Source organism: Fibrobacter sp., assembly GCA_024399065.1.
In the GTDB taxonomy this organism is placed as follows: Bacteria; Fibrobacterota; Fibrobacteria; order Fibrobacterales; family Fibrobacteraceae; genus Fibrobacter.
The window spans coordinates 1-17,186 of the sequence record JAKSIB010000035.1 but is presented as its reverse complement, the minus strand read 5'-3'; the positions used below and the strand labels follow the sequence as shown (position 1 = coordinate 17,186).

Annotated in this window: 14 protein-coding genes; 9 read left to right on the top strand and 5 right to left on the bottom strand. The window is 49.3% G+C overall.

Annotation, left to right across the window (positions count from 1 at the left end):
• Window positions 1–10: 10 nt before the first annotated feature.
• From MJZ25_13570 to MJZ25_13560, 3 genes are all read right to left on the bottom strand, one after another.
• Window positions 11–2,311 carry an NADP-dependent malic enzyme gene (locus MJZ25_13570; GenBank protein ID MCQ2125204.1) on the bottom strand — a complete coding sequence of 767 codons (2,301 nt, stop codon included), beginning with the start codon at window positions 2,309–2,311 and terminating at the stop codon, window positions 11–13.
• A 183-nt stretch (window positions 2,312–2,494) separates the two neighbouring features.
• Window positions 2,495–4,081 carry a glycosyl hydrolase family 8 gene (locus tag MJZ25_13565; protein ID MCQ2125203.1) on the bottom strand — a complete coding sequence of 529 codons (1,587 nt, stop codon included), beginning with the start codon at window positions 4,079–4,081 and terminating at the stop codon, window positions 2,495–2,497.
• A gap of 250 nt (window positions 4,082–4,331) precedes the next feature.
• Window positions 4,332–5,366 (bottom strand): branched-chain amino acid aminotransferase, encoded by a 1,035-nt coding sequence (locus MJZ25_13560; GenBank protein MCQ2125202.1) that lies wholly within the window; start codon window positions 5,364–5,366, stop codon window positions 4,332–4,334.
• A gap of 176 nt (window positions 5,367–5,542) precedes the next feature.
• Between MJZ25_13560 and MJZ25_13555 the strand changes: the two genes are divergently transcribed.
• The 9 genes from MJZ25_13555 (at window position 5,543) to MJZ25_13515 (ending at window position 13,774) form a co-directional block, all read left to right on the top strand.
• On the top strand, window positions 5,543–5,803 hold the full coding sequence (locus MJZ25_13555) for a type II toxin-antitoxin system Phd/YefM family antitoxin (GenBank protein ID MCQ2125201.1): 261 nt from the start codon (window positions 5,543–5,545) through the stop codon (window positions 5,801–5,803).
• Between the two features lie 11 nt (window positions 5,804–5,814).
• The gene (locus MJZ25_13550; GenBank protein MCQ2125200.1) at window positions 5,815–6,150 is read left to right on the top strand and encodes a type II toxin-antitoxin system RelE/ParE family toxin; all 336 of its coding nucleotides are present in this window, start codon (window positions 5,815–5,817) and stop codon (window positions 6,148–6,150) included.
• A 79-nt stretch (window positions 6,151–6,229) separates the two neighbouring features.
• On the top strand, window positions 6,230–7,333 hold the full coding sequence (locus tag MJZ25_13545) for a hypothetical protein (GenBank protein MCQ2125199.1): 1,104 nt from the start codon (window positions 6,230–6,232) through the stop codon (window positions 7,331–7,333).
• 359 nt (window positions 7,334–7,692) lie between these two features.
• The gene (locus MJZ25_13540; protein MCQ2125198.1) at window positions 7,693–8,493 is read left to right on the top strand and encodes an Rpn family recombination-promoting nuclease/putative transposase; all 801 of its coding nucleotides are present in this window, start codon (window positions 7,693–7,695) and stop codon (window positions 8,491–8,493) included.
• A gap of 291 nt (window positions 8,494–8,784) precedes the next feature.
• Window positions 8,785–9,990: a hypothetical protein gene (locus MJZ25_13535; GenBank protein MCQ2125197.1), complete on the top strand. Its 1,206-nt coding sequence runs from the start codon at window positions 8,785–8,787 to the stop codon at window positions 9,988–9,990.
• Between the two features lie 369 nt (window positions 9,991–10,359).
• The gene (locus tag MJZ25_13530; protein MCQ2125196.1) at window positions 10,360–10,548 is read left to right on the top strand and encodes a hypothetical protein; all 189 of its coding nucleotides are present in this window, start codon (window positions 10,360–10,362) and stop codon (window positions 10,546–10,548) included.
• Between the two features lie 44 nt (window positions 10,549–10,592).
• Window positions 10,593–10,862 (top strand): hypothetical protein, encoded by a 270-nt coding sequence (locus tag MJZ25_13525; protein MCQ2125195.1) that lies wholly within the window; start codon window positions 10,593–10,595, stop codon window positions 10,860–10,862.
• A 167-nt stretch (window positions 10,863–11,029) separates the two neighbouring features.
• Window positions 11,030–12,325, top strand: a complete 1,296-nt coding sequence (locus MJZ25_13520) for an aminotransferase class I/II-fold pyridoxal phosphate-dependent enzyme (protein MCQ2125194.1) — start codon at window positions 11,030–11,032, stop codon at window positions 12,323–12,325.
• A 159-nt stretch (window positions 12,326–12,484) separates the two neighbouring features.
• On the top strand, window positions 12,485–13,774 hold the full coding sequence (locus MJZ25_13515; GenBank protein ID MCQ2125193.1) for a citrate synthase: 1,290 nt from the start codon (window positions 12,485–12,487) through the stop codon (window positions 13,772–13,774).
• Between the two features lie 131 nt (window positions 13,775–13,905).
• Here MJZ25_13515 and MJZ25_13510 read toward each other — a convergent pair whose 3' ends face one another.
• Together MJZ25_13510 and MJZ25_13505 are read right to left on the bottom strand one after the other, a co-directional pair.
• Complete coding sequence (locus MJZ25_13510) at window positions 13,906–15,768, bottom strand: EAL domain-containing protein (GenBank protein MCQ2125192.1); 1,863 nt, start codon at window positions 15,766–15,768, stop codon at window positions 13,906–13,908.
• A gap of 120 nt (window positions 15,769–15,888) precedes the next feature.
• Window positions 15,889–17,186: hypothetical protein (locus MJZ25_13505; GenBank protein MCQ2125191.1), on the bottom strand; the 1,298-nt coding region annotated here is incomplete at its 5' end.

Genomic DNA, 17,186 nt, shown 5'->3' with positions numbered 1-17,186 from the left:
GCCACACCAGTTACTTAACCGGACGAGCCTTGTCAATTCTCTCTTGCACAATTGCGTCGATGACGGCGGCAACAGTCAGGTTGAAGATGTCATGGACAGAAGCTTCGGAGTCGGTGAAGTGAATCGGCTTCTTCAAGCCCATCTGTACAGGACCGATGGATTCGCCAACGCCCATTTCCAGGAGCATTCTGTAGGTGGTGTTTGCAGAGGAGAGGCACGGGAAGATGAGAGTGTTCACGTCCTGGCCCTTGATGGTGTTGAACGGATACTTCTTGTCGCGAAGGTCCTTGTTCAAGGCCACGTTCACCTGCATTTCGCCATCCACGGCATAATCCGGATACTGTTCGTGAAGGATCTTCACGGCGTCACGGACGCTACCTGCGGTACCCAGAGAAGAATTTTTGTCAGCACCAAAGTTACCATAGGAAAGCATTGCCATCACCGGTTCGTGAGCAAAGAACTTCACGGCGTCGTGAGTGAGCTTGGCGATGTCCACGAGGGTTTCGGTATCCGGGTCGCGGTTCACCAAGGTGTCTGCCAGGAAGAAAGTTCCCTTCTTGGTAGAGAGAATGTGGAGAGCGCCGAAGTGCTTGTAGTCTTCGCGGATGCCGATCATCTTCTTGGCAAGACCAATGTTGGTTGCGAAGGAGCTGTTGGAACCAGAGATCAAAGCATCTGCGTCGCCGGTCTTCACCATCATCATACCGAAGTGGTTGTGTTCCGGCATTTCGTAGGCAGCCTTTTCGAAGGTTTCGCCGTTACGGCCGTTTTCAGCAGCGTACATTTCAGCGAACTTCATGCGACGCTTGTATTCTTCCGGAGAACGGGGGTTCACAATTTCGATACCGGTAACATCCAGCTTTTCGAGAGCGGCAAGTTCCTTGATGCGATCCGGGTTACCCAAAAGGATCGGGAATGCAATGCCTTCGTCCTTGGCCTGGATAGCGGCCTTGATCATGTTGACACTAAGGCCTTCGGTGAATACCACACGCTTCGGGTTACTACGAGCCATGTTTTCGTATTCACGGATCAGCTTGTTGTCGTAGCCCATCATATCGCGGAGGCTGTCTGCGTAAGCGTCCCAGTCCTTGATTTCCTTACGGGCAACACCGCTTTCGATTGCAGCCTTGGCCACAGCAATAGAAACGTCGGTCAAGAGGCGCGGATCCAGCGGCTTGGGGATGATGTACTTACGGCCGAAGCTGAAGCGTTCGGAGTTGTAAGCAATGTTCACCACATCGGGCACCGGCTTGCGAGCGAGAGCTGCAATAGCGCGGACTGCAGCGTGCTTCATGTGTTCGTTAATAGCAGTTGCGCGAACGTCCAGAGCACCGCGGAAAATGTAGGGGAAGCCGATAACGTTGTTCACCTGGTTGGGATAGTCGGAACGGCCGGTGGCGAAGATTACGTCTTCACGAGCGGAGGTTGCAACATCGTAGGAAACTTCCGGGGTCGGGTTTGCGAGAGCAAACACAATCGGATTTGCAGCCATGGACTGGATCATTTCCTTGGTGAGGATGTTGGGCTTGGAAAGGCCAAGGAACATGTCTGCACCCTTGATGGCTTCTTCCAGAGTCTTCACGTCGGTACGTTCGGTGGCGAAGAATTCCTTTTCCGGGGTAAGCTTGCCACGGCCCTTGTAGATGACGCCCTTGGAATCCAGCATCACCACGTTTTCCTTCTTGACGCCCAAGGAGAGGTACAGCTTGGTGCAAGCCACAGCAGCAGCACCTGCGCCGTTCACCACCAGCTTAATCTTGTCGATGTCCTTGCCGGCGATATCCAGAGCGTTGATCAAAGCAGCGCTGGAAATAATGGCGGTACCGTGCTGGTCATCGTGCATCACGGGGATGTCCAATTCCTTCTTCAGGGTTTCTTCGATTTCGAAGCATTCCGGAGCCTTGATGTCTTCCAGGTTGATGCCGCCGAAGGTAGGAGCGATGCCCTTCACGATTTCGATAAACTTCTTCGGGTCCTTTTCGTTGACTTCGATATCGAAAACATCCACACCAGCGTAAATCTTAAACAGGAGGCCCTTACCTTCCATCACAGGCTTGCCGCTGACGGCGCCAATGTCGCCAAGGCCCAAAACTGCAGTACCGTTGGAAATAACAGCAACCAAGTTGCCCTTGCCGGTGTAGTCATAAGCGGCTTCCGGATTCTTTTCAATTTCCAAACAGGGAACAGCAACGCCCGGAGTGTAGGCCAAACCAAGGTCGGTCTGGGTGCTATAGGGCTTGGTGGGAACGACTTCAATCTTACCCGGCTTACCATTGGCGTGGTATGCGAGAGCCTTTTCTTCGAAGGTCATGATTTTCTCCTTGTGTATTGCGCGGGGGAACCCGGCGTTTTTCGCGCGCAAAGATAGTAATTTACGGCTCTAATGTAAAGATTTTAAAACTGCTACAAAAAGGCCCATTTTTGCATAAATTCGTTAAAAAACAAAAATCCGGCAGTTTCCTGCCGGATTTTCAAAACTTTCAAGAAAACTAGTCTAGTGCAACTTTACTTTACGAACAAGCGAACTACCGTCGGCAAAGTTGGCACGAACCACATAGAGGCCCTTGGTTTCAGAAACGAACTTCACGGAATTGCCCTTGGCACTCATCAGCAGGTTGCCATGAAGGTCGAAGACAGACCACAGGGCCGGCTGAGCGGCAGTGAAGGAGACGCCGTTTTCAATACGTTCCATTCGAAATTCCTTAGAAGCCATTTCCGGGAGCAAGGCTGCGGGAATAGTATCCTCAGGCACAACGGCAGGTCTCAGCAAAATGGAGGAGTCGCCAACCACATTTGCCTTGGGATGGTCGATATTCTCCACAATGTTGTTCATAACGCCAGTCATCAAGGAAACACCGAACCAAGCAAGGAACTGGTCAAAGTACATTTCATTATGAAGGGTATCCTCCTCCATACCGCTGGTGTCCACAGCCAGACCAAAGTAATCCGCATTTCCCTTGTCGTAGAACTTATCCATTTCTACGCTGAAGGAGGCACGATCATCAACAGTACCAACGGCGGCAGCAGCGGTCATCCACATACCGATGGTCATCTGGCTATGTTCACGACGATGACGGGTAATGGTTCCTGCCATCATATCTTTCCACACATCATCTGCAGGCAAAAGTTCTCCATTCATCTGGTAGAAGTTAGCAGCAGCGGCACCACCCTTGCCATTGATGAACTTCATGGAATTGTTCAGGAAAGCCTTTGCACGAGAATCATCAAACCAGATGGCGTCCAAAGCCACACGCCACAAGACGCGGATTGCATCCTTAAAGAATGCCTTGCCTTCAAAGTAAGCATTGTAGCCAAGGGAACCGGCATATTCACCATTCGGTTTCATCCAGTCGGGAACCATGCCCAAGCTGTAAGCCGGACTGTTTCCGATGATTTCATAGCTACGATCAACAACCTTCTTCCAGTCGTGGCTATTATCGAAGTCAGCAAAAATCTTGTACCAGGCGGGAGAGAAATAACCTACATTAGCAAAGTTCTCGCCACCCCAGCCAGCGCCCGGAGCAACAGTACCCTGATAGGTAATTTGTTCTGTTTCCCACATGCAACCAAGAATCTTTTTTGCGTGTCCCTGGTAACCGTTGGGAACAGAGCCAGAATACGGTTGCCACTTGCCTGCATTCACAAGCTTGTCAGCAAAAATCAAGGCGAGAGCCACATCTTCTTCAGCGTCTGTTGCGGCACCCCTACTCTTTTTACCATCCGGCGGAAGCAACTGCCAATCCAGATAGCAACCCTGCCACATGCTCTTGTAGCTGGCATCAAACATTTCGTTGAAAGACTTCTGGTCGTCGGCATACAGGGCCACCAGCATACCGTAGCCCACAGATTCAGAAACGGCGTCACCAGGATATTCGCTCTTCGGACGATGAACCTGGCCGCCGGCAAAACCGTTGCGGTACGGGTCGATCATTCTCTTTTTCATGCCTTCCCAGGTCTTGTCAAGAACCGGGTTCCAGTAGGCGGCATCCATTTTCGGCTGAGCGTTCGGGATTTCAAGGACAGCATGAGAAAGACTTGCTGCCAGAAAAACTGCGGAAACTGCAGTAAAAATTTTCTTCATAAAGACCTCTCCAAGAGACCCAAAACACATACCCTTGCATTAAAAAATAGATTATGACCTCGGCAAATCCAATTCAACTTATGTAAAAACTGTATACAAAAAAGAACCCACGAAATAAATCGCAGGTTCTTCGATTTTTGCAATTTGAAGCCCGCGACGTGCATCGCGGGCTTCTAAATTTTTGAGAATTCCTTAGGCCAGGAGCCCCAACTCTGGAGCCTCGAACCTGGAACCTCGAGCCTCGAGCCTATTACAGGTCGACCACTTCAGTCCAGCCGAACGGGTCTTCAGCTTCGCCGAACTGGATAGCGGTGTACTTGGTGAAGAGTTCGGTGCAGACAGGGCCCGGATTCTTGCCATCGCCGTAGGTGAATTCCTTGCCGGCAACGGGGTCCACGATCTTCTTGATCGGGGTAATCACAGCTGCGGTACCGCATTCTGCAGTTTCAGAGAATTCAGTCAGTTCTTCGAAAGCCACCGGACGCTTTTCAACAGTGTAGCCAAGGTATTCAGCCAGCTGCTGCAAGCTCTTGTTGGTGATAGACGGCAAGATGGATTCGGACTTCGGGGTAATGTAGGACTTGCCCTTGATACCGAAGAAGTTTGCCGGACCGCATTCGTCGATGTACTTCTTTTCCTTGGCATCCAGATAGATGGTGCTGGAGTAGCCCAACTTCTTGGCTTCGGCAAGAGACTGGAGGGAAGCTGCGTAGTTACCGCCAACCTTGACAGTACCGGTACCCTGAGGAGCGGCGCGGTCGTAGTTACGGCTGATCATCATGTCAACGGGCTTGAAGCCGTCCTTGAAGTAGGGGCCAACCGGGCAGACGAACATCATGAACAGGTATTCGTCAGCGGGCTTCACGCCAACTTCTGCGCCAGTACCGATGAGGAGCGGACGGATGTAAAGGGTTGCGCCATGGCCATAGGGCGGAACGAAGCGAGCGTTCAGCTTGGTGACCAGGTGAGCCATTTCGCGGAAAAGTTCGATAGGCGGAACAGCCATGAGAACGCGGTTTGCAGTGCTCTGCATGCGCTTTGCGTTTTCATCCACGCGGAACAGACGGACCTTGCCATCCTTGCCGGTGTAAGCCTTCAGGCCTTCGAAACCTTCCTGACCGTAGTGGAGGCAGGTTGCTGCCATGTGAATGCTGATGTTCTTGTCGGAGGAAACTTCAATCTTGCCCCACTGACCATTGCGGTAGTAGCAACGAACGTTGTAATCGGTGTCGGAGTAACCGAAGGGGAGAGTCTTCCAATCCACGTTATTCAAATCAATCTGCATATTGCGACCTTTTATAAGGCGTCACAAGGCGCCAGAGTTAAAAAATTCTATGGAAAAAATATAAAAGTATGGAGAAAAAGAGCCCGAGTTTTGAAAAAAGTGGGACGAAAAGCAGCCTTCTTGATGACTTAGCATAATTATGCTAAATTAAGTACATCCATTCAAAGGAGGCACTCATGAAAAACATTCGCCCTGTTTCTGATTTGCGTAACAATTTCGCCGAAATTTCGCGTCAAGTTCACGAATCAGACGAACCCGTGATCCTTACAAAAAATGGCTACGGCGACATGGTCGTGCTCAGCATGGAGGCCTTTGAAAACTTGGCTTTCCAGTGCGAAATTTTGAATAAACTACAGGAAGCAGAACGGGAGGCGGAAATAACCAAGAAGCGCTACTCCACAAAAAGCGTCCTTAACGAAATCAAGGCCATGTTCTAGGATTAGGCGCCATGTATACCGTTGAATACCTACCCCTGGCCCTGAACGACCTAAAGGGAATTGCAAAGTACATTGCAGAAGCTTTAGGCAGTCCGCAAACGGCAATAAAGGTCGTTACGGAAATAACCGACAACCTGGAAAAAATTCGAGAATTTCCATATTCCGCAACATTGTTTACACCGTTAAAACCACTTTCTCACGAATATCGTCAATTGGTGGTAAGCAGCTATTCCGTCTTTTACTGGGTTACTGACGCGGCCCAGACAATCACAGTCGCACGAGTCCTTCACAGCAGAAGAAATTCAGGCGATCACCTAAGCGACAACAAGGCAAAGGAATACCGCTAGAGAAAGGGAAATGCGGAACACTAGGAATAAATTTTTAATTAAATTCTGAAAAAATTTTGGGATTAAATTAGGAGAACACATGAAAAAATATCTATGGTTGACCGCGCTTACCATGAGCCTTTTCTTTGGGGCCTGTGGCGACGAAGGTGGTACCAATGCCGGTGGCGACGATGACGAATCCTCGTCCAGCGTAGTTTCTAGCGACAGCGAAGGCTCCAGCTCCAGTGCCAAGAAGGAATCCTCTTCCAGCACAGTTAAGAGCAGCAGCTCTGTTGCTTCTAGTTCCAGTGCTAAGTCTTCCTCAAGCTCTGTGATTGGCTCGCAAGCCGAGAGCAGCGGCGATGCTTGCATCGACATTGCCGAGGCGCAGTGTCAAGGCTCGGAGAGCAAGTCCTCTTCTAGCTCCGCCAAGAGCAGCAGCTCCAGCGCGAAGTCATCTTCAAGCTCTGCAAAGTCATCTTCCAGCAGCAGCGAATATGTGCCCTTTGATCATTCTGTTGCTTTGGCTGCATCATACAAGGTTGGTAAAGACGCCTATAAGCAGTTTACCGATGAACGTAATGGTCGTAGCTACTACTATATCACCATTGCCGGCAAGGATACTAGTGGAAAAGACAATTCTGTGACTGTCATGGCCGAAAACTTGAATGTCGGTGAAATGGTCCGTGGTATTAGGAATCAGGATGATGATGAAAAGATTGAACGTTACTGCTATAGAAATGACACCACAAATTGCGATCGCTATGGTGGCCTATACCAGTGGGCCGAAATGATGGCCTTGCCTAGTGAATGTAACACAAAGAGCTGTGCAGACCAGATTAAGGAAAACCACCAAGGAATTTGCCCGACCGGTTGGCGCTTGTTGACCTACAATGATTTCTATACCATTTTGCATGCGAACACCAATGATGATGGTGTCAAGGGCCTTCGTTCTTCCTATCAGTTTAGTGGATCAAATTATTCTGGTTTTTCACTGACGGGTGGCGGTCTAAAAAATAAGGACGGAAACTTTGAGTATATTGGCGAAGGTGCTTATTGGTTTTATCCTGTAGAGTTTGGTAATCAACCCGATATTGGTGCGTATTCCAATGGGATTGTTTCTACCGGAAATTTTCTTCCGGGAAATGATTCGGGCGAATACAAAAAAGCGGGCCTTTCCGTCCGTTGTGTAAAGGTGGAATAACTCCAATCTCCTAATACATCCCCCCAAAAAATTAATCTAGGGAACCCTCCATAGAGGGCTCCTATTCCCAAGTTTAAATGATAATGATGCGCAAAAGGCGTATCGAAGGCTAATCTCATGTCTAAATAGCGTGCTAAACGACCTTTGACCACTTAGTGCTTCAGCACTTACGTGGGCATGGCCACCTTTAGGTGGTTGTCGCGACCGCCGCCGCTAACGCCGCAGGCGTTCAATGAACAACAACTCATCAAATTTTTCCAAGTCCCTCCAGCGCAAACAAAATTTTTCATAAAAATCTGTGCTTATTTGGAACTTTCCTGCGTGTTAATAGTAAACGCAACTTTTAACATGGAGGAAAAATGGGCGAATACAAAATAAAGCCGTACGAAGAGCTGAATATTACCGACAATTTCATGTTCTCGAAGGTCTTCAGTAATGAGGATGTGGCAAAGGATTTCTTGCAGGATGTCCTGAAAATTTCCATCGACAAGATTTCCGTAGTCGGCGAAGCCACCACACAGGAGGATCCCTTCCACAAAAGCGTCCGCTTTGATGTCGCTGTGAAGGAGGAAATCTCTGACGCATCGGGAGTTTCTAAGCCAGGCCGTTATTTCGATATCGAGTTGCAGATGGTCGACACCGGTGAACTCCCTAAGCGAGCACGCTATTACCAGGGAATGTGCGACCTGGATGTCCTTGCCAAGGGCGTAAGTTACGACGAGCTTCAAGAACAGTACATCTTGTTCATCTGCCCGGACGATATCTTCGGAAAGGGCTTGCCCGTGTATAAGTTCCAAAATCGTGAAGAGACGAATCCCAGGATTTTGATGGGTGACCTCTGCTACAAAAACTTTTATATATTTAAGAAGTACTCCGAGGTAACCGACAAGGCGACTCGCGAGTATATGCAGTATTTCGCCACGCAAAAGCATGAATCCGTTAAGATGAAACGAATCCATGACCTTGTGGAAAGATACCGCAAGGACCCCGCCACAAAGAAGGCTTATATGACTTTGGAACAGGAACTCAATCTGCGCTACAAGAAAGGCGTTGACGATGAAAAACGTCGTTTGGCCAAGGCCATGCTTGCTGAAGGTGATTCTGTGGAAAAAGTTGCAAGATGCACCGGTCTTACGCCAGATCAAATCAACGCTCTATAAAATTTTTTGTTCAACCCCCGGGAAAAATCCCGGGGCTTTTTTATTCAGTGTATTTTTGGGTACGTATAGCTAAGTACGGTAAGATCGAAATTGGTCTTAACGAGCCTGCAAAACCGTCTGCAGAATCCAACAACGCGTAATCTTTTTGAAAAAGCTCTGGGGCTTTGCCCTGGAGCTTGCTTTTTTTAGGATTTTGCCCCAGAATTTGGTGATAATGTCGCCTGGGTCCCGGAGCCGAATCCTATAAAAATTAAATTCTGAAAAAATTTTGGGATTAAATTAGGAGAACACATGAAAAAATATCTATGGTTGACCGCGCTTACCATGAGCCTTTTCTTTGGGGCCTGTGGCGACGAAGGTGGTACCAATGCCGGTGGCGACGATGACGAATCCTCGTCCAGCGTAGTTTCTAGCGACAGCGAAGGCTCCAGCTCCAGTGCCAAGAAGGAATTCTCTTCCAGCACAGCAAAGAGCAGCTCCTCTGTTGCTTCTAGCTCTAGCGCAAAGTCCAGCTCGTCATCCTCGTCAACGACCGAAAATCAAGAAGGTTCCTCCAGTTCGTCAAAGAATTCCAAGTATGATTTTGAATGGAATGTGGCTGAAGATGTCCTTCAGAATCCTTGTAATGAGTCTATTGACGGAAAGATTGGTAAGGCTTGGTATCGTGATGATCAAGGCGAATTTCAGTGCAGCTATAACAAGAAGTATCGTGATTGGGAATGGACTCAAATTGGCGGAATTTCCTCCAGCTCTGTAAAGAGCAGCAGCTCCAGTGCCAAGTCTTCCTCCAGTAGCGAATACGTTCCGTACGACCATTTTGGAGATTTAGAAGGCGGATTCTACATTGATCGAAACCGTTACAAACAGTTTACTGATTCCCGCAACGGTCGTAGCTACTACTACATTACCATTACAGGTAAGGACACTAATAAAGTGACTACTTCTGTAACGGTCATGGCCGAAAACTTGAACATTGGTACAATGGTCAATGGTGCCGATGATCAGGCCGACGATGGCGTGCTTGAACGTTATTGCTATAAAAATGATACCACATATTGCGACCAGTATGGAGCCCTTTACCAGTGGGCTGAAATGATGGACTTGCCTAGCCGTTGCAATACCGAAAGCTGTGCAGATAAGATTCAAAAGAACCATCAGGGAATTTGCCCCGAAGGATGGAGATTGCTCACATATAATGATTTCATGATCATTTTAACTTCAGAAGACAATGATAGTGGCGTAAAAGGCCTTCGTTCTTCTGTGTTCAATGGTTCTAATGCCTCCGGCTATTCTTTAGTTGGGGCCGGACTTAGAACTCCCTATAGCGAAAAATTTAGGTATTTAAATGAGGAAACAGCTTGGTTTTACCCAGAAGAACATTCCTCTGAAGAAAAAAATTCTTACATAAGCTATGTTATGATCGGTTCCATCAGCCCAGATGGATCTAACGATCTTAAAACCTATGGAATGTCCGTTCGTTGTGTAATGGTGGAATAACCCCTTAAAATCTCCTATTGTCATCCCGGATTTAGTCCGGGATCTCCCCAAAAAATTAATCTAGGGAACCCTCCATAGAGGGCTTCCCGTTGTGCGTGTCATCCCAGGCGAATACCTGGGATCTCCCCAAACTTTTTAATAATAAGTATGCAAGAGCATGCCAAAGGCTAATCTCATGTCTAAAATGAACAACAACTCTCGTAAGTCCTCCAAGAACACCTCTTCTAAGTCCTCCAAGGCTAAGAGAACCTCCAAGAAAAACTTCAAAATCGAAAATCTTGAACCCCGTTTGCGCTAAGCGCCTCCCGCTGCGGCTCGGATATGAAAACAGACTAGTCTGTTTTCGCATCACTCGCCTTGTCGGTAGTGATGATGGATGCCGCTTCTGGTTTTGAAGCCGACAAGATTGACACCTATGTTGAATCCTTTGTGTCGATCTCTACAGAACTTGGCGAAGGTTTTGCTGAAACTCTGGAAAATATTGAAAAGCTTGATATTGCTGAATTAGGTCTTACCGAGAAATTTTATCCAATGCCTTGCCAACCTCAAATTTTGTAGTTAGATTTATATAGTGCACAAAAGTGTATTTGGTAAATTTTGTAATGAGTGTTTCGGATTGGATTGAATCCACCAACGCTATCGGGCTTATCGCCATTGATGAATTCCAGCGTCTCAAGGCCGCCGAACAGGCTCAGCTCGGCTGGTCCGTAAAACGCGAACTTTCCAACAAGGAATCGCTAAATTCCGTCTTGATTAACGAAGGCTTGCCTCAGTCAGAGCGCCTAGTAAAATTGAACCAAATTGCAATCTCGCAAATGACCGTTCTGGAAAATGCGGGCCAAAGCAGACTGCTGGAAAAAAATGTGAAGTAGAAAAAATTCCTTTTTTCTTACATTCATTTTCTGTAATACAATTTATGGAAAATTAGGCCAATTTTTGGACATTTTGCCAAGTTTGAAGCGTTCCCGTACCTTGCGAGTGGGGTCAAAAAAAACTAAATTGCCCCCGGTTAAACTAATTTTTCAACAGGACACGAAAAATGAACTACAATCCTCTCGCAGTTGCCTTGAACGCCGAACTTTCTGCAAACGGCTGCAAGGTTCTCGATATGCTCTCTGAACAGGGCAAGGCCATCTTCTTCCCCCGCAAGGGTATTCTTGGCCAGGGTGCCGAAGCTAAGGGCTCCGACATCAACGCAACCATCGGTACTGCTCTCGAAGACGACGGCAGCCCCCTGGTTCTGGATTGTGTTCTCAAGTCCCTGAATCTCCCCAAGCAGTCCTTCCTCTACGCCCCCAGCTTCGGTAATCCGGACCTGCGCAAGGCCTGGAAGGAACAGGTCATCAAGAAGAACCCGAGCCTCGCCTCCAAGAACTTCAGTAACCCGGTGGTCACCTGCGCTCTGACCCACGCCATTAGCTGCGCCGGTTACATGTTCCTGGACGCCGGTGACGAAGTCATCATTCCAGACCTGTACTGGGACAACTACGAACTGGTTTTCGAAAACGCCCGCGGCGCAAAGATCAAGACTTTCAACACCTTCAAGAACGGCGGTTTTGATACTGAAGCCCTGAAGGCAGCCCTTGCAGCTGGCAAGAGCGACAAGAAGGTTGTTCTCCTGAACTTCCCCAACAACCCCACCGGTTACACCGCCACCGAAACCGAAGCTGTGGAAATCGCTAAGATCCTCACCGAATGTGCCGCTGCCGGCAACAAGGTCGTGGCCCTCATGGACGACGCCTATTTCGGCCTGGTTTACGAAGATGGTGTAACTCGCGAATCCCTCTTTACAAAAATTGTCGACGCCCACGAAAACTTGCTGGCTGTGAAGCTGGACGGCCCCACCAAGGAAGACTACGTCTGGGGTTTCCGCGTTGGTTTCATGAGCTTTGGCTTCAAGGGTGCAACTGACGCCCAGCTGAAGGCTCTGGAAGACAAGGCCGCCGGTACCGTCCGTGGCAACATCTCTAACGGCCCGTCCATCAGCCAGAAGATTCTTCTCGCCGCCTACCAGTCTGCCGAATACGCCGACCAGAAGGCTGAAAAGTACGCAACCCTCAAGAAGCGCTACGACATCATCAAGGAAGTCCTCGCTTCCCATCCGGAATACGCAGAAGCCTTCGAAGCTATGCCGTTCAACAGCGGTTACTTCATGTGCGTAAAGCCGAAGGGCGTTGATGCCGAAGAACTCCGTCAGAAGCTCATCAAGGATTACAGCACCGGCACCATCATGCTGAGCGGCCTTATCCGTCTGGCCTTCTCCGCAGTGCCCACCGAAAAGCTGGGCAAGCTCTTCGACAACATCTACAAGGCTGTAAAGGACCTGCAGAAGTAGGTTCGAGGCGCGAGGTTCGAGGTTCGAGAATTGTGCTAAGATTTTGCTTCTTAGTATAATGGCATAAGTTTTGCTTAGTAAATTTGAGCAAGAAATCAAACAACGGTTTCAATCCTGGGAACTGGAACCTGGGGCCTGAAGCCTGAAACTGGAGGATCAATGTCCGATAACGCAATACTGAACTACGGCGGAAAGAGTTTCGAGCTCCCCGTCTGCGAAGGTACTGAGAACGAACACGGTCTCGACATTTCCAAGCTCCGCAAGGAATCTGGACTTGTTACGCTGGATTACGGCTACCTGAACACCGGTAGCACCAAGAGCTCCATCACCTACGTGAATGGTGAACAGGGCATCTTGCGCTATCGCGGTTACGCCATCGAAGACTTGGCTGAAAAGGCCACCTTCCCCGAAACCGCATGGCTCCTGATCTATGGCGAACTGCCCACCCAGCAGCAGCTTACCCATTTCCGTACGCTGCTTACCGAGAACGCCCTCCTCCACGAAAACCTGCTGAGCTTCTTCCGTCAGATGCCGCCTAACGCCCACCCCATGGGTATTTTGAGCTCCATCGTGAACGCCGTGGGTTTGTTCACCCCCCGTTTCTACGACGACGAAAACATCGCCAGTGCTTTCGAACTCACAACCGCCGGCTTGATTTCCAAGATCCGCACCATTGCAGCTTTCTCCTACAAGGCAAGCATCGGTGAACCGTTTGTGTACCCGGAAGCAGAACGCAGTTACTGCAGTAACTTCCTGAACATGATGTTCAGCAGTAAGGCTCGTCCTTACCACCCGGATCCGATTATGGAAAAGGCCCTGAACACCTTGCTCATCGTTCACGCCGACCACGAACAGAACTGCTCCACTTCTACCGTCCGTATGGTGGGCAGCTCCCAGGCAAACCTTTACGCTTCTATCTGCGCAGGCATTTGCGCCCTGTGGGGCCCACTCCACGGTGGTGCAAACCAGGCTGTGCTCGAAACATTGCTCCGCATCCAGCAGAGCGGCATGACCATCGATCAGGTCATGGCAAAGGCAAAGGACAAGAACGACCCGTTCCGTCTCTCTGGTTTCGGTCATCGCGTCTACAAGAGCTACGACCCCCGCGCCAAGGTACTGAAGAAGCTCATGTACCAGGTCTTCGAACGCGAACACGTTCAGGACCCGCTGTTGGACATCGCTCTTAAGCTCGAAGAAGCCGCCCTGAAGGACGAATACTTCATCGAACGTAAGCTCTACCCCAACGTGGACTTCTACTCTGGCATCCTCTACCGCGCCATGGGCATTCCCACCGAAATGCTTACCGTGATGTTTGCCATCGGTCGTTTGCCGGGTTGGATTGCTCACTGGAAGGAAATGCACGACGATCCTAATTCCAAGATCAACCGTCCTCGCCAGATTTACACCGGCGAAAACCTGAGACCCTGGGTGGATAGGGATAAGAGATAACAAGGCGAGCGCAGCGGTCAAGTTTACTTGACCATTGCCGAGCCGCAGTGATCAGATTGCGCAGCGATCAAGCGCTAACATTGAAAAAACCCCGCAGCGATGCGGGGTTTTCTTTTTACGTTTTTTGTTGATTAGATCAGGCTGTTTTTCTTTTCCACGAACTGCAGGAATTCGTCCATGGGAATAGCCTTGGAGAAGTAGAATCCCTGGATGTAGTCGACACCGATTTCCTTCAGGGCGTCTGCCTCGGCAGCAGTTTCCACGCCTTCGGAAACAACGTGGAGGCCCATTTCGTGAGCCATCTGAACCACGGTACGAACAACGTGCTTTGCCTTTTCCACTTCGAAGAAAGCCTTGGTCAAATCGTAGTCCATCTTCACGATGCAAACCGGCATTTCCACAATGTACATCAGGTTGGATTCGCCCTTGCCGAAATCATCCAGAGAGAAGGAGCAGCCCAGGTCCATCAAGGTGCCCATGTTGCTGAGCAAGTTCTTCTTGACGTTCAGGGTTGCAGTTTCGGTAATTTCCAGATTGAATGCGGAAGACGGAACCTGGTATTCTTCCATGATGGCATGCAGGCGATTTGCCAAGTCCACCTGTTCGCATTGCAACACAGAGAGGTTCACTTCAATGTACTTGACGCCAGCCTTCTGCATTCTGCCAGTTGCGATAAATTCGCAAGTCTTCACAAAGACGCGTTCGCCCAAAGCCAAAATGCTACCGGATTCTTCAGCCACCGGAATAAAGTCGTTGGGGTAAATCAAGCCACCGTCTCTGCGGCGGATACGGACCAGAGCCTCGGCAGATTCAAACTTGCCACTGTGAACGCTGAAAATGGGCTGCAGGAACACTTCCACACGATCTTCAGTCAAAGCTAGGTTGATTTCTTCCTGCATATTTTCATGAAGCAGGAAGTCCTCGATCATATCCTTCGTAATTTCAATACCGGTATCAGGAACCTGACCATTGAACTTATTGAAGAAATACTTGAACACCTTGGTAAGTCTGGAAGCTTCCACTACGTCAAGGCCGTTTTCCATACCCAGGCCCTGGATGTTCTTAAAGTAATCAGAAGAACGCTGCTGTTCGTTATGGATCCAACGAATCAAGCGGTTGTAGCGACGACGGTCCTCAGTAATCATCATAAATTCGGGACCGAGAAGCTTAAAGAACAAAACACCGTCACGCACATTGGAACGGTGCATCAAGCGGTAAATATATTCGGAGGTTTCCGGGGAAATATCGTCCATGGAGAACTGAATCACATGGAACTTTTTCTTCAGGTTGAAACGCTGCTTGAGGTAAGCTTCCAAGGCGTAGCCGTTAAAGCATCCCAATTCGCGGTTCAAGTTCACTTCCGGGTTTTCCAAGGCGGCATAAAGAATCATCATGCCCAAGGAAGTGGCAAAGCCCACTAGCAACTTTTCCGGATCAAAGAACTGCCAAACAGCGGCACCCATCCAGAGCAACATCCAAATCACAATGGCGGACCAGCGAAGCTTGGGAATTCTCTTCTTTTCGGAGAAAGCCACCACCATGATAGCGATAAAGTCCAAAGCGCAGCAACCATAGGCAAAAATGGCGCCCGGACCGTAGGTGTACATGATTCGGCCGCTGGAATAAATATTCAGCGGCAGCAGGAACATGGCCAAGCATTCTACACCAATGACACCAAAAAGGATCTTTGTGGCCTTCCAATGGCGTTTTTCATCCACCACGTCGTGCAACAAATAAAGCAGAGCTGACCAACATTCAATAACAAGGGTTGCGATGTACAATTTGCAGATACCCATCACCACCATAGGGTCCCAAGTATCCTGATGCGCAATGCCAACGAGAGAAAGAATATCCAGGACCAAAAGGATAATGGTCACAATCAGCATATTCTTGAAGATTTTTTCACCATAAAGGCCGAGCTGTTTTCTTCCGGAATACAGCACCAGCAGCAATATGCTGACGACAAGACCACAACATTGACATTCAATATTCATACACAACCAAAATTTTTGCAAATATATAATAGTTTATTCAAAGAAACCCTGTCAACGATGGATTCGTTAACAGGGTCTATTTGTATGCCTAATAAAGAGATATGTGATTTATCTCAACTTTTAGCGGAGGCGGCGCAGGCCCTTGGGCATGGGCACTTCGGTTCCATCTTCCTGCAGGAGGTAGATGTTGTCCAGGCTGATGTAGCCAACGCCGCTATGACGGGCGCGGAAATTAATGGTCTTGATCTTTGTAGGATCCAGCTGGGGAATGGTCTTGCCCCAACCTTCCTGGCTCATGTTTTCCCAAATGAGGGTGTCACGAACCCAGCTGCCGTGAGTATTGCGGAGGCGAACCATGAACTCGTCGTAGTCCTTCACCTGATCGCTCTGCACCTGAACTTCGATGTAGCCATCGGGATTGTTGTGGTTGGTAGCGTAATCAAACACCACACCTACAGACTGCTTGATTTCCTGTGGAACAACGTAGTAGGCGCCAGAGTAGTTGGGCCAGCCAAGAGTAGGCGGTTGCTCAATGTGGAAATCATGACGGATAAAGCCACCGTGGGGCGGATTTCCGTTGAAGACCTTGGCACCCATTTCTGTATTGCCTTCGCCCACCACCGGGAACCAATCCACGGCATCGACGCCGTTATCAAAGTTCTGCAGAATGCTTGTGGTACGGTAGGCGCCACGAATGCGGAACGGAATCTTCTGCACAGTCTTTTTGCCGCCAAGGCCCGCAACCGTCAATTCAATTTCAGTACCCTTGGCACCGGTACCCTGCACCACCACAGGCGTCGTCTTTGCATGTTCGGGCACGGGAACCTTCACATGGAAACTTTCGATGGAAGCGTCCCACTTGCCGTCATCAGGCGTAACGTTCACAGTCATGGCACTGCCGTTCTTTCCAAAACCAGGAATCTTGAGAGTAGCGCCCGTCAGCTGACCATTCTGCTGGGTAACAGTCCCGAACAGGTCCAGGGTATCGCCACGCATCATGACCTTCTTTTCAAGGGCTGCTGCAAGCACCACGGGAGTTGCGGCATTCTTTGCAGAAGCCTTATCACCACCAACAATGCGGGGGTTAATCTGGGCAACCGCAAGGCCAAAGGCCGGAATGGTAATGTCGCGGGACTTGGCAGGATTCAGGCGACGGCCGCTGGGGCCCATCTTGGGATAAGGATAGGCGTTCTTCTGGTCGCCAATCCACTTGAACTGATCTTCGCCAAAAACGTTCACTTCGGTACGGACATTTTCGGCCTTGCTGTCGGCACTAGCGGAAGCGCGGTCAATCTGGACAACCTGAGGAATGTCGCTTAGGTTTGCCAAAAGCACGCGAGCCGAGTCGCCGGCACCTGCAGCGCCCTTCTTCGCCAAGGCATAAGCCACAACTTCAGAATTGGAACTTTCCACAGGAA